Source organism: Rathayibacter sp. VKM Ac-2926, assembly GCF_022815565.1.
GTDB lineage: Bacteria > Actinomycetota > Actinomycetes > Actinomycetales > Microbacteriaceae > Rathayibacter > Rathayibacter festucae.
On the sequence record NZ_JALGRS010000004.1, the window covers coordinates 1 to 12,757 of the forward strand.

The window sequence follows — 12,757 nt, forward strand, 5'->3', positions numbered from 1 at the left end:
TGACCCCGCTCACCCGCATCCAACCGACGACCCGGCATGCAACCACCCCTCCGTTGCAACAACCGTATGAAACCGCCGGGTCTCGATACGCCGCTGCGCGGCTACTCGACCAGCATGGGAGGCGCGCGCAGCGCGCACTGGGAACCGCGCCGACCGCGCCGGCTCCGCAGGACGGCGAGATGCGGGGGGTCAGCGCTCCGGGACCGTGCGGCGGGCCGGGCCGTCGTACGCGGACAGCGGGCGGATGAGCGCGTTCGAGGCGCGCTGCTCCAGGACGTGCGCGGTCCAGCCGACGACGCGGGCCGCGACGAAGAGCGGGGTGAAGAGCTCCGTGTCGAAGCCCATCAGGCGGTAGGCCGGACCGGACGGGTAGTCGAGGTTCGGCAGGATGCCCGTGCGCTCGGCCATCTCCGCGGCCAGCGCGTCGTAGAGCTCGAGCATGTCGTCCGCCCCGGCCTGGTCCGCGACCCGGCGGAGCGCCGCCTCCATCGTCGGCACGCGCGAGTCGCCCGACTTGTAGACGCGGTGGCCGAAGCCCATCACCTTGCGCTTCGCCCCGAGCGCCACCGCCAGCCAGGCCCGCGCGCGGGGACCCGCCTCCGGCCCGAGGCCGATCTCGTCGAAGACGTGCAGGACGGCCTCGTTCGCGCCGCCGTGCAGCGGCCCCTTCAGCGCGCCGACCGCCGCCGTCACCGCCGAGTGGACGTCCGAGAGCGTCGAGGTGACGACGCGCGCCGTGAAGGTCGAGGCGTTGAACGAGTGCTCGGCGTACAGCACGAGCGACACCCGGAAGGCATCGACGACCACCGGGTCGGGCAGCTCGCCGAAGGTCATCCAGAGGAAGTTCTCCGAGTAGTCGAGATCGTCGCGCGCGGCGATCGGCTCCTGCCCGTGCCGGCGGCGCTGGATCGCGGCGACGACGGCGGGCAGCACCGCCCAGAGCCGCATCGAGCGCTGCAGGACCGCCTCCGGCGACTCGTCCTCGGGGTCCGTCTCGAGCGCGCCCAGCACGCTCACCGCAGTGCGAACGACGTCCATCGGATGCGCCGTCACCGGCAGCAGCTCGACCACCGCGCGCACCTCCGGCGCCGGCTCCCGGTGCGCGCGCTCGAAGGCGCGGAGCTCCTCGGTCTCGGCCGGAGTCGGCAGCTCGCCCTTCCACAGCAGCCAGGACACCTCCTCGAAGGAGCAGGACGCCGACAGCTCCTGCACCGGATAGCCGCGGTACAGCAGCGAGTTCGACTCCGGGTCGACCTTCGAGATCGCCGTGGTGTCGACGACGACCCCCACGAGTCCCTTGCGGATGTCCTGCTCGGTGGTGCTCATCGCTCGCTCCTTCGCGATCGGATCGGCGGCCGGGGCCGCCGGGGTGGGTCGTGGCTCAGGCGCCGTGGTGGCCGGCGAGGCTGAAGTCGAAGACGCCCTCGTCGAAGCGGCTGTAGGACGAGTAGTCGAGCAGCTCGTAGAGCTCGGCCCGGGTCTGCATCCCGGCGACCTCGGACTGCAGCGAGCCCTCGGCCTTCAGCGCGTCGAGCGCGCGCATCGCCGCGCCCATCGCGATGCGGAGCAGCGACACCGGGTAGATCACGATGTTCACCCCGACGTCGGCGAGCTGCTGCGTCGTGAAGAGCTCGCTCTTGCCGAACTCGGTCATGTTCGCCAGGACCGGGACGTCGATCGCGGCGCGGACGGCCTCGAACTCGCTGAGGTCGCGCATCGCCTCGGGGAAGATCGCGTCGGCACCGGCGTCGACGAGGCGCTTCGCCCGGTCGATCGCGGCCTGCAGCCCGTCGAGGGCACGGATGTCGGTGCGGGCCATGATCACGAGACCCGGATCGCGGCGGGCGTCGACCGCGGCGGCGATGCGCCGCACGGAGGTGCTCTCGTCGACGACGGCCTTCCCGTCGAGGTGTCCGCAGCGCTTGGGATTGACCTGGTCCTCGATGTGCAGGGCCGTCACTCCGGCGTCCTCGAGCATCTGCACGGTGCGCGCGACGTTGAGGGGCTCGCCGAAGCCGGTGTCGGCGTCGATCAGGACGGGCAGATCGGTCATCCGCGCGATCTGCTGGCCGCGGCCCGCGACCTCGCTCAGCGTGGTCAGGCCGATGTCCGGCAGGCCGAGCTCGGCCGACAGCACCGCGCCCGAGACGTAGACGCCGTCGAAGCCCTTCTCCTCGATCAGCCGCGCCGACAGCGGGGTGAACGCCCCCGGCAGCTGCAGCAGCTCGCCGGTCGCGAGCCGCTCGCGGAAGAGGCGGCGCTTCTCGGCGGGAGTCCGGGTGGAGTGGAGCATCGGGCGTCCTTCCCCTGGGGCGGAGTTCGGGTGCGGAGTTCGGGGGCCCGGCAGGCCCTCGTCGAATCTATCCCTCGGACGCCGCTCGGCGTCGTTCCGGCGTCACCGGAGCCGGCCAGCGCGCGTCCCTTAACCTGGACGGGATGCTGCTACTCGAGACCTCCACCCCAGACCCCGTCGCCGCGACCATCTCCTTCTTCGACTCCGAGCTCTTCTGGAAGAGCGTCGCCGTCCTCGCGATCGTGCTCGGCGCCCTGCTCGCCCGCGTCATCGCGCACTTCGTCGTCGGGCGGGTCGTCGACCAGATCGTCTCGGGGGTGAAGAAGCGCCAGCGGGTCGAGGACACGCAGGCGATCGCCGCCTCCCCGCTCGCGGCCGTCCGGGTCGTGCAGCGCACGAGGACCCTCGGCTCGATCCTCAACAACATCAGCTCGATCCTCATCGTGGTCATCGCCGTCGTGATGATCGTGAACACCATCGACAACACTCTGATCGGCTCCTTCGCGCTGCTGACCGCCGCGCTCGGCGCCGGCCTCGGCTTCGGCGCGCAGAACATCGTCAAGGACGTCCTCAACGGCCTGTTCATGGTCGCGGAGGACCAGCTCGGCGTCGGCGACGTCGTCGACACCGGCCAGGCCACGGGAGTGGTCGAGAACGTCGGCGTCCGGATCACCCAGATCCGGGACGTCAACGGCACGCTCTGGTTCGTCCGCAACGGCGAGATCGTCCGGGTCGGCAACATGTCGCAGGGCTGGTCGCGAGTGATCATCGACCTCGCCGTGCCCTACGAGACCGACCTGGAGTCGGTGCAGAGCACGATCCTCAGCACCGCGAACGAGCTCGCCTCGAGCAGCCGCTGGCGGGCCCGGATCATCGACAAGCCCGAGCTGTGGGGCCTCGAGTCGATCGCCGACGACGCGCTGGTCATCCGCGTGGTGCTGAAGACCCGCACCACCGCGAAGGACGACGTCGCGCGCGAGCTCCGCATCCGTCTCAAGCGCGCCCTCGACACGCTCGACGTCAAGCTGCCCTCGCTCAGCGCGGTGGTGCTCAGCGGCTTCGAGGGCGCGACGAGCGTCGGCGGCGTGAAGGGACCGCGCACGACGCCGACCGCCACGGTCACGACCGAGCACGGGAAGCCGGTGCGCCTGCCGCGTGCTCTGCGGCGGCCGAAGGCGACCGAGTCCACCGAGCGTCCGCAGGACGGCGGCTCCGTGCCGCCGCAGACGGGACCGCGCTCGTGAGCGGCCTGCAGATCGGCGGCACTCCCCCGATGCGCTCCTTCTGGGAGCACCTCGGCGGGCGACCGACCTTCGAGCGTCTCGTCCGCCGCTTCTACGAGGGCGTCCGCGAGGACGAGGTCCTCTGGCCGATGTACCCCGAGCACGACCTCGAGGGCGCGATCCAGCGGCTCACCGGCTTCCTCGAGCAGTACTGGGGCGGCCCCGGCACCTACAGCCAGGAGCGCGGGCACCCGCGCCTGCGGATGCGGCACCAGCCCTTCAAGGTGAACCCGGAGGCGCGCGACCACTGGCTCGCGCACATGCGGGTCGCGGTCGACGAGCTGGAGCTGGCTCCGGCCGACGACGCGATGCTCTGGGACTACCTGGAGCGCGCGGCGCACGCGATGGTCAACACCTTCGAGGAGTAGCGCTCGGCGCTTCCCGCCGGCGTCGGGTCAGGCGGGGGTGCGGACGAGCACGTGCCCGCGCCGCGAGGTGAGCCGCCGCCACTGGCCGCTCTCGAGCAGCGCGACGGGGTCGTCGGCGCCGAGGAAGCCGAGCGCGAACAGCGCGAAGGCGGCGCCGGCGGGCACGTCCTCGAGACCGTCGAGCGGACGGCCCCAGACGGTGGAGCGCACGCGGCCGACGATCTGCTCGCCGGTCTCGGAGCCGACCGCCGCGGCGATCTCGTCGATGCCGTCGCGGGCGACCTTCTCGAGGAACGCCGGGTCGACCGGCTCGCGCCGCTGCCAGCCGCCGCGCGGCGGCGAGATGCCGGCCCAGGCGCCCGCCGTGGCGTCGTCGCCGTCAGGCAGCACGACCGGCTTGCCGTCCGCTCCCCCGGGCTCCCACTGCAGGCGGGCGAGCCGGTCGGAGAGCGCGCGGATCGGCACCACCCGGTCGAAGGCGGTCGGCTCGTCGAGCGCGAAGACGCGCAGGCCGAGCACGGTGGAGGACCGGTCGAGCAGGCCGCGCGGCTGGAGGATCGCGGTGTACGCGGCCAGGATGCGATCCTGCGCGAGGAGGCGCACGGCGCCGTCCTCGACACGCGCGGACCGGCCGAGGAACACGCGCAGATCGGAGAGGCTGGGCGGATCCGCCAGGGAGAAGGACGACATCATCGCGTCGATAAACTTACCCGAGGCCGCTCTCCTGATCGGCAGACACCCCGGAGGTCCCGTGTCCGATCCGCTCTCCTCGTTCCTCACCGCCCTCGATCTGGTCGACACGGGCGCGCGCACCAGCGAGGACATCTCCACCGGCCCCTCGCAGTGGATGCCGGAGGGCCGCGTCTTCGGCGGCCAGGTGCTGGCGCAGTCGCTGATCGCCGCCGGCCGCACCGTGGACGAGCGCAGCGTGCACTCGATGCACGGCTACTTCCTCCGCCCGGGCGACGTCTCGCAGCCGATCACCTTCTCGGTCGACCGCATCCACGACGGCCGCTCGTTCGCCACCCGGCGGACGCAGGCCTATCAGAACGGGGCGCCGATCCTCTCGATGATCGCGTCGTTCCAGACCGAGGACGAGGGCCTGGACCACCAGACGCCGATGCCGGAGGGCGTGCCCGATCCGGAGTCGCTGCCGAGCACCGCCGAGGTGCTGAAGGGCGTCGACCACCCGGTCGGCAGCTTCTGGGCGACGCAGCGGCCGTTCGACGTCCGCCACGTCGAGCAGCCGGTGTACCTCCGCGCCGATCCGAGCCGCACGGCGCACCAGTGCGTCTGGATGCGCGCGCTCGGCCCGCTGCCGGACGACGCGCTGCTGCACCGCGCCGCCCTCGCCTACGCGAGCGACTACACGATCCTCGAGTCGACGCTGCGGCGGCACGGTGCGGCCTGGATCACCCCGGGACTGCGCATCGCGAGCCTCGACCACGCGATGTGGTGGCACCGCCCCGCGCGCGTCGACGAGTGGCTGCTCTATGTGCAGGAGTCGCCGAGCGCCTCCGGCGGCCGCGGGCTCTCGCTCGGCCGGATCTACTCCCGGGACGGCCGCCTGGTGGCGAGCGTCGCCCAGGAGGGCATGGTCCGCGTCCCGCTCGGCTGAGCAGTCCGGCTCACGCCGGGAGCGCCCGCCGGGCGGGACGCGCGATCAGCTCCGCTTGGAGAAGGCGACGGGCTCCTCGACGTACGGCGCCCAGACCTCGCGGAGCTCCTCCGGGATGCGCTCCGGGCGACCCGTCGCAGCGGTCACCATGACGAGCGTCGTTGCGGCCTTGGTGTAGAGCACGCGCGGCTCCACGCCGGTCGGCGAGTACAGCTCGTAGCAGACCTCGAGGCTCGCGCCGCCGATCCGCCCGATCCACAGCTCGATGTCGAGCGGGGCGCGCATGTACGGGATCGGCGCGAGGTACTCGATCTCCTGCCGCGCGATCAGGCTGATCGTGCGCGCGCCGGGCCGGGCGTCGAGCACCGCCGTCGCCCTTCCGCCCGGCTCCGGGGAGTCGGGGCGCCAGAACGCCTGGATGCGCGCCTCCTCGAGCAGGCGGAGCATCTCGGCGTTGTTGACGTGCGCGTAGGCGTCGAAGTCCGACCAGCGCAGCGGGATGGCGACGTGCAGGCGCATCAGTCGCGGGTGAGCTTGCGGTACGCGGAGCGGTGCGGCTTCGCCGCGTCCGGACCGAGGCGCTCGATCTTGTTCTGCTCGTACGACTCGAAGTTGCCCTCGAACCAGTACCAGTTCGCCGGGTCCTCCTCGGTGCCCTCGTAGGAGAGGATGTGCGTCGCGATCCGGTCGAGGAACCAGCGATCGTGGGTGATCACCACGGCGCAGCCGGGGAACTCGAGCAGTGCGTTCTCGAGGCTGCCGAGCGTCTCGATGTCCAGGTCGTTGGTGGGCTCGTCGAGCAGGAGCAGGTTGCCGCCCTGCTTGAGCGTCAGCGCCAGGTTGAGGCGGTTGCGCTCACCACCGGAGAGGATGCCGGCACGCTTCTGCTGGTCCGGGCCCTTGAAGCCGAACTGCGAGACGTAGGCCCGCGAGGGGATCTCGGTCTTGCCGACCTGGATGTAGTCGTGCCCGTCGGAGACGACCTCCCAGAGGTTCTTGTTCGGGTCGATGCCGCCGCGGGTCTGGTCGACGTAGGAGATGTCGACCGTATCGCCGATCTTGAGGTCGCCCGAGTCGAGCGGCTCGAAGCCGACGATCGTCTTGAAGAGCGTGGTCTTGCCGACGCCGTTCGGGCCGATGACGCCGACGATGCCGTTGCGCGGGAGGGTGAAGCTGAGGTCGTCGATCAGGACGCGGTCGCCGAAGGACTTGTGCAGCTTCTTCGCGTCGATGACCTGCGAGCCCAGGCGCGGGCCGACCGGGATGACGATCTCCTCGAAGTCGAGGACGCGCGTCTTCTCGGCCTCCGCCGCCATCTCCTCGTAGCGCGCGAGGCGCGACTTCGACTTGGTCTGGCGGCCCTTCGCGTTGCTGCGGACCCACTCGAGCTCGGTGGTCAGGCGCTTGGCGAGCTTCGCGTCCTTCTTGCCCTGCACCTCGAGGCGGGCGCTCTTCTTCTCGAGGTAGGTCGAGTAGTTGCCCTCGTAGGGGTAGAGGTGGCCGCGGTCGACCTCGGCGATCCACTCCGCGACGTTGTCGAGGAAGTACCGGTCGTGGGTCACGGCGAGGACGGCACCGGGGTACTTGGAGAGGAACTGCTCGAGCCAGAGCACGCTCTCGGCGTCCAGGTGGTTGGTGGGCTCGTCGAGCAGCAGCAGGTCGGGCTTCTGCAGCAGGAGCTTGGTCAGCGCCACGCGGCGCTTCTCACCGCCGGAGAGGCTGGTGACGGGCGAGTCGCCCGGCGGGGTGCGCAGCGCGTCCATCGCCTGCTCGAGCTGGGAGTCGAGGTCCCAGGCGTCGGCGGCGTCGATGGCCTCCTGCAGGGTGCCCATCTCGGCGAGGAGCGTATCGAAGTCGGCGTCCGGGTCGGCCATCGCCAGCGAGATCTCGTTGAAGCGGTCGATCTTGCCCTTGATCTCGCCGACGCCCTCCTGGACGTTCTCGAGCACCGTCTTGGTCTCGTCGAGCTCCGGCTCCTGCATCAGGATGCCGACGGTGTAGCCCGGGCTCAGCCGCGCCTCGCCGTTGCTGGGGGTGTCGAGCCCCGCCATGATCTTCAGGATCGTCGACTTGCCTGCGCCGTTCGGGCCGACCACGCCGATCTTCGCCCCGGGCAGGAACGACATCGTGACGTCGTCCAGGATCAGCTTGTCGCCGACCGCCTTGCGGGCGCGCACCATCGAGTAAATGTATTCAGCCACTTCAGTCCCTCAACCGCTCGTACGTTCTCGGAGCCCCGCTCTCCGCCGCGGGCGTCCCGTTCGTCGGGTGCCCCTCGGCCGGAATGTCGCCGGTGATCGACCACCGCACGCGGGAGCGCGGGCGGGAAGGTCGGAGGCCGGGCCGGTACCGAGGATACCGGCTGGACGCGCGGAGCGTTCGGCTCGCTGCTCCGGCTCCGGCCGTCGGCTCAGCCGTCGAGCGGGACGGTGCTGCCGATGAGGCAGGCGCCGGTCGCGATCGGCGCTGCGACGACCGCGCGGACGCCGTCCACCTTCGGCCCGTACTGCCCGATGAGGCAGGCGTCGCTCGCCTTCACCGAGACCTGCACGGAGTCCGCCTCGAGGCCGACCGAGGTCTCGTCGGCGGTGAGCTGCATCGACTCCTTCGCGAAGCCGGCGGCCACGAGAGCGTCGACGACGCTCCGGCCGGGCGTCTCCGGGTCGGAGCCGGCGGCGGCGGTGACGATCTCCCGGAAGAAGGGGAGGTTCTCCTCGGCGGTGCCGCCGGGCACGAGCGCGACCGGGGTGGCCGGCTCCTCGGTGGACGGGGCGGCCGACGCCGACGGGCTCTCCGCGGCGGGCGGCGCGGCGGGGGCCGTGCAGCCGGCGATCCCGGTCAGCAGCGCGAGCACCGCTCCCGCTCGCAGGCCGGCGCGGACGACGGTCCGTGTGCTCACTCGAATCCCTCCCGCGGCGGCCGGACGCACGCCGAACGCCGCGTCAGAACGGGGCGTCGGCCGAGTCTAACGAGGCCTCGGACGGCTCCGACGCGGAGGCGCGCGCTGCGCCCCAGTCGCCGCCGGAGGACGCGGAGGTCGCGCCCTCGACGGCGGCCGGCGCCTCCGGGCTCCAGCCGCTCGCGCCGGTCGTGGCCGCCTCCGGCGCTGCCGCCTCGGGGGCTGCCGCCTTCGCCCGCCCGACCGTCCGGGTGCAGCGGGTCGTGCCCCAGGCCAGGTCGTGGCCGAGGCCCTCGGCGATCACGCTCACGTCCGTCCCCGTCTTGCCGCCGGACTCCCAGGAGCGGACGGAGAGGCGCCCGGTGACGAGGACGCGGTCGCCGCGCGCGAGCGAGGCCAGGGCGTTGCCCGCCAGCCCGTTGAAGGCGTTCACGGTGTACCAGTTGGTCGAGCCGTCCACCCAGCGCTGAGTGGAGCGGTCGTAGCGCCGCTGGGCGGACGCCAGGCGGAAGGTCGTCATCGCGGTGCCGCTCGCCGTGTCGACGCTGCGCGGCTCGGTCCCGATGACTCCGATGACGGTCAGGGTGTCGGTCATGCTGCTGTCCTCTCCTCGGTCGCCGCCCACGGGCGGCGCTCCTCTGCTCCCGACGCGACTGCGACGGGGACGCCGCCCGGGCGGAGGGGGCCGGAACCACCCGGGCGACGCAGGGACAGTGTCGCGACGAAGGGCCCGCCTCCGTGGTGGAGGCGGGCCCTTCGGTGGAGAGCCGGCGACATCGTCGCCTGGGGAGGAGAGCTAGGAGGCGAGGATGTACTTGGAGTACGACCTGCGGATCTTGTTCACCTTCGGCAGCGCCACCGCGAGGCAGTAGCCCTGGCCGGGGTTCTTGGCGAAGAAGTCCTGGTGGTAGTCCTCGGCCTCGTGATAGACGCTCAGCGGCGCGATCTCGGTGACGATCGGGCCGTCCCACCACTCGGAGGCGCGGTCGCGGGCGGTCTCGAACAGCTCCTTCTCCTCGTCGGAGGAGTAGTACATGGCCGAGCGGTACTGCGTCCCGACGTCGTTGCCCTGGCGGTTGAGCTGCCGCGGGTCGTGCAGCGTGAAGAACACGTCGAGGATCACCTGCTCCGGGATGACCTCGGGGTCGAAGGTGACGGCGACGGCCTCCGCGTGCCCGGTGCGGCCCGTGCAGACGGACTCGTAGTCGGGGTTCGGGGTCGCTCCGCCGGTGTAGCCGGAGACGACGTCGGTCACGCCGTCGAGGACGCGGTAGACGGCGTCCAGACACCAGAAGCATCCTCCGGCGAGTACGAATGTGCGCATTGCGTGTGACTCACTTCCTGTCGCATCGACGCGGCCGGGGTGCCGGGCACGTCTCTCGATCCAACACCTCCGGGGCTGTGCGCATTCCGCACGGCTCGGGCGCTGGAATAGAGTCGGCGCGTGAGCTACGACGCCGCCCCCGCCCGCTACGACGCCATGGACTACCGACGCGCTGGACGGAGCGGGCTGAAGCTGCCCGCCCTCTCGCTCGGCCTCTGGCACAACTTCGGATCCGATCGTCCCCTCGACACCCAGCGCGCGATCCTGCGCCGCGCGTTCGACCTGGGGATCACCCACTTCGACCTCGCGAACAACTACGGCCCGCCCTACGGCGCCGCCGAGACGGCGTTCGGCCGCCTGTTCGCCGAGGACTTCCGCCCCTACCGCGACGAGATGATCATCTCGTCCAAGGCCGGCTACGACATGTGGCCGGGTCCCTACGGCGACGGCGGCTCGCGGAAGTACCTGCTCTCCTCGCTCGATCAGAGCCTGACCCGGCTCGGACTCGACTACGTCGACGTCTTCTACTCGCACCGCCCCGACGCCGAGACGCCGATCGAGGAGACGATGGGCGCGCTGGTCTCGGCCGTCGAGCAGGGCAAGGCGCTCTACGTCGGCATCTCGAACTACAGCCCGGAGCAGACCCGCGCCGCCGAGGCCGCCCTGGCCGGCAGCAGCGTGCACCTGCTGCTGCACCAGCCGCGCTACTCCCTCTTCGACCGCCACATCGAGGACGGCCTCTTCCCGGTCCTGGACGAGATCGGCACGGGCTGCATCGTCTTCTCGCCGCTCGCCCAGGGCCTGCTGACCGACCGCTACCTCGACGGCACGGTGCCCGCGGGCTCCCGCGCGGCGACCTCGCGCTTCCTCTCCTCCGATCGGATCGACGAGAAGTACCTCGAGCGGGCCCGCGGTCTGAACGCGATCGCCGAGGGCCGCGGCCAGACCCTCGCGCAGCTCGCCCTGAGCTGGGTCCTGCGCGTGCCGACGGTCACCAGCGCCATCATCGGCGCCTCGAGCGTCGCCCAGCTGGAGCAGAACGTCGCGGCCCTCGAGGCCGGACCGCTGACCGAGTCGGAGACCGCCGCGATCGAGGAGTTCGCGGTGCACGGGACGTCGCTGAACTGACGCTCCCGGCTGACGTCTCCGAACCGGCCGCCGCGGTCCGGCGGCGATGTCGGTGGTCGCTCGTAGTCTGCGAGAGCACTCGGCCGGTGGGTGCTCCCGCATTCGACGACCAGCAGGAGGAAGCAGTGTCCCTCACCACCCTTCACGCCACCCGCGTCCCGCCCACCCTCACCCGTGTGAACGCCCGCCTCTGGCGCGTGAGCACCGGAGCCGGCTCGATAGTCGGGCACGTCGAGCTCGTCGAGGGCCCGCAGGGCGAGAAGTACCGCGCCCGGCTGCTGCGCGCGGGCATGCCGGCCGGCGCCGAGATCGGCGAGTTCTGGAGCGTCGAGGACGCCGTCGAGGTCTTCCGGGTCGCCTGAGCCCCGGCTCGGCGCGCCGATCCCCCGGGGGGCGGCGCGCCTGACCGGTGTGCCGCCGGGCCCCGGGCTAACGTTCGGCTCATGCAGTGGTGGAACGAATTCGTGACCTGGGTCCAGACGGCTGAAGGGCGCCAGTCGGTGTTCGTCGGCGCACTCGTCCTCCTCGCCGTGATCATTGGGGTGATCCTGGCTGCGCTCGTCCTCCGCTCGGCGATCGCGCGCCTCATCCGGCAGCAGGAGCACGAGCGCAAGAACGCGGTCATTGCGACGCTGATCGATGCCGCGGTCGACGCCTCCGCCTGGAACGTGCTCAGCCAGTCCGAGCGCATCCTGAGCGATCGAGCCGCCGCGCAGGCCGAGACGCACCTCCGCCTGCTCCCCGTCAAGGGCTCGGGAGTCGCCGCCAACTGGGCCGCGCACGAGCTCGCCGACCTCAAGCACACCTCGTCGACCGGCGGGTACCAGACGCAGGCGAGCGTCGGCGAGTTCCGCGACCGCCTCGTGCTCTGGCGCGACAAGCCGAACCGCGCCCGGAAGGCGTTCCTCGCCGACCTCGAGCGCTGGCGCTTCTCGGAGACCTCGCGCCCCGAGGCCGCGAAGACCACCGGGTCGACGTCGGGCTCGACGGAGGGCTCGGCCGACCGCGCCCCGGAGCCCGTCCGTCCGACTCCCTCCACGGCGGCGGCCACCCCGGTGGTCGTCGGCGCCAGTTCGACCGAGCCGACCACCGCCTTCGAGCGGCCGTCGACGCCGACCATCGTCCTGCCGCCCGTCTCCGACGGACCGCACAACGACGAAACGCGCCGACTCATGGCCGACGTCGACCGACTCGACGTCCCGTCGCGCGAGCGGCCCGTCGAGGAGCTGCCGCCCGTCGAGCAGCGCGTCACGAGCACGGAGGCGGACTCCGCGGAGGAGCCGGACGAGCGCTCAGCCGAACGCGATCAGAGCGCCGCGACCACCCGCCCGGCCGAGTAGCCGTCCCCGGGAAGAAGAGAAGGCCCCGATCGCGAGTGCGATCGGGGCCTTCTCCGTGGTGCAGTTCGTACGCCTCAGACGTGCGCATCTCGAGCACGAGCGACTCGACCGACCAGCACAGCGAGGGGCGCCGCGATGATCGTCCACGCGACGGCGATTCCGCCGAGGATGGCGAGGAGCAACATGGTCGTACCTCCGTTTCTTACGTCGTTGTAATTCCGGTGCTCGATCAGCCTAGGGGCGGGTGGAGGGGCGAAACGGCTGATGCGGCGAAACACGCCGGTGTTGCTCAGATATCTGCACTGTGCTAGCGCCGCGCGGACCGCGAGCCCGCGTCCGGGGGACCTGCCGACCCGCGTCCGGGTGGCACGAGCGGACGGGGCTCGACGGAGAGGATCCGACGGGCGGGCGGAGCGATCGCCGCGGTCGTCGTGACGCGGAAGTGCCCCCGGCAGGACTCGAACCTGCGACAGTCAGATTACCGGTCGATGTCTTGCCGACCCC

14 protein-coding genes are annotated in these 12,757 nt (G+C 71.6%); 6 read left to right on the forward strand and 8 right to left on the reverse strand.

What is annotated here, in order from left to right:
* Positions 1-189: 189 nt before the first annotated feature.
* Together MT351_RS06200 and prpB are read right to left on the reverse strand one after the other, a co-directional pair.
* The gene (locus MT351_RS06200) at positions 190-1,326 is read right to left on the reverse strand and encodes a bifunctional 2-methylcitrate synthase/citrate synthase (RefSeq protein ID WP_132437875.1); all 1,137 of its coding nucleotides are present in this window, start codon (positions 1,324-1,326) and stop codon (positions 190-192) included.
* A 55-nt stretch (positions 1,327-1,381) separates the two neighbouring features.
* Positions 1,382-2,293: a methylisocitrate lyase gene (gene prpB / locus MT351_RS06205; protein WP_123445786.1), complete on the reverse strand. Its 912-nt coding sequence runs from the start codon at positions 2,291-2,293 to the stop codon at positions 1,382-1,384.
* A gap of 143 nt (positions 2,294-2,436) precedes the next feature.
* On the opposite strand from prpB, the gene MT351_RS06210 reads away from it, so the two are divergent.
* Together MT351_RS06210 and MT351_RS06215 are read left to right on the forward strand one after the other, a co-directional pair.
* Complete coding sequence (locus tag MT351_RS06210; RefSeq protein WP_132437874.1) at positions 2,437-3,537, forward strand: mechanosensitive ion channel family protein; 1,101 nt, start codon at positions 2,437-2,439, stop codon at positions 3,535-3,537.
* A 29-nt stretch (positions 3,538-3,566) separates the two neighbouring features.
* On the forward strand, positions 3,567-3,944 hold the full coding sequence (locus MT351_RS06215; RefSeq protein WP_123446018.1) for a globin: 378 nt from the start codon (positions 3,567-3,569) through the stop codon (positions 3,942-3,944).
* 27 nt (positions 3,945-3,971) lie between these two features.
* Here MT351_RS06215 and MT351_RS06220 read toward each other — a convergent pair whose 3' ends face one another.
* Positions 3,972-4,634 carry a hypothetical protein gene (locus tag MT351_RS06220; protein WP_308197316.1) on the reverse strand — a complete coding sequence of 221 codons (663 nt, stop codon included), beginning with the start codon at positions 4,632-4,634 and terminating at the stop codon, positions 3,972-3,974.
* 61 nt (positions 4,635-4,695) lie between these two features.
* Between MT351_RS06220 and MT351_RS06225 the strand changes: the two genes are divergently transcribed.
* The gene (locus tag MT351_RS06225; RefSeq protein WP_185020212.1) at positions 4,696-5,562 is read left to right on the forward strand and encodes an acyl-CoA thioesterase II; all 867 of its coding nucleotides are present in this window, start codon (positions 4,696-4,698) and stop codon (positions 5,560-5,562) included.
* Positions 5,563-5,607: 45 nt separating this feature from the next.
* Here the strand turns inward: MT351_RS06225 and MT351_RS06230 are convergent, their stop codons facing one another.
* The 5 genes from MT351_RS06230 to msrA all read right to left on the reverse strand — a co-directional run bounded on the left by MT351_RS06230 (position 5,608) and on the right by msrA (position 9,785).
* Entirely contained in the window at positions 5,608-6,081 is a 474-nt protein-coding gene (locus MT351_RS06230) for a thioesterase family protein (RefSeq protein WP_123703462.1), read from the reverse strand.
* On the reverse strand, positions 6,081-7,763 hold the full coding sequence (gene ettA, locus MT351_RS06235) for an energy-dependent translational throttle protein EttA (RefSeq protein WP_123445782.1): 1,683 nt from the start codon (positions 7,761-7,763) through the stop codon (positions 6,081-6,083). Before ettA ends, MT351_RS06230 begins: the two co-directional genes overlap by 1 nt.
* Before the next feature lie 209 nt (positions 7,764-7,972).
* Positions 7,973-8,461, reverse strand: a complete 489-nt coding sequence (locus MT351_RS06240; RefSeq protein WP_132437873.1) for a hypothetical protein — start codon at positions 8,459-8,461, stop codon at positions 7,973-7,975.
* A gap of 43 nt (positions 8,462-8,504) precedes the next feature.
* Entirely contained in the window at positions 8,505-9,056 is a 552-nt protein-coding gene (locus MT351_RS06245) for a single-stranded DNA-binding protein (RefSeq protein ID WP_132437872.1), read from the reverse strand.
* Between the two features lie 201 nt (positions 9,057-9,257).
* Positions 9,258-9,785: a peptide-methionine (S)-S-oxide reductase MsrA gene (msrA, locus tag MT351_RS06250; RefSeq protein ID WP_132437871.1), complete on the reverse strand. Its 528-nt coding sequence runs from the start codon at positions 9,783-9,785 to the stop codon at positions 9,258-9,260.
* A gap of 120 nt (positions 9,786-9,905) precedes the next feature.
* Here msrA and MT351_RS06255 point away from each other — a divergent pair, with 120 nt between their 5' ends.
* The 3 genes from MT351_RS06255 (at position 9,906) to MT351_RS06265 (ending at position 12,253) form a co-directional block, all read left to right on the forward strand.
* A complete protein-coding gene (locus MT351_RS06255; protein ID WP_132437870.1) occupies positions 9,906-10,913 on the forward strand; it encodes an aldo/keto reductase in 1,008 nt (335 codons plus the stop codon).
* A 125-nt stretch (positions 10,914-11,038) separates the two neighbouring features.
* On the forward strand, positions 11,039-11,275 hold the full coding sequence (locus MT351_RS06260) for a hypothetical protein (RefSeq protein WP_123445777.1): 237 nt from the start codon (positions 11,039-11,041) through the stop codon (positions 11,273-11,275).
* A gap of 81 nt (positions 11,276-11,356) precedes the next feature.
* Positions 11,357-12,253 carry a hypothetical protein gene (locus MT351_RS06265; protein WP_132437869.1) on the forward strand — a complete coding sequence of 299 codons (897 nt, stop codon included), beginning with the start codon at positions 11,357-11,359 and terminating at the stop codon, positions 12,251-12,253.
* Positions 12,254-12,757: the final 504 nt, after the last annotated feature.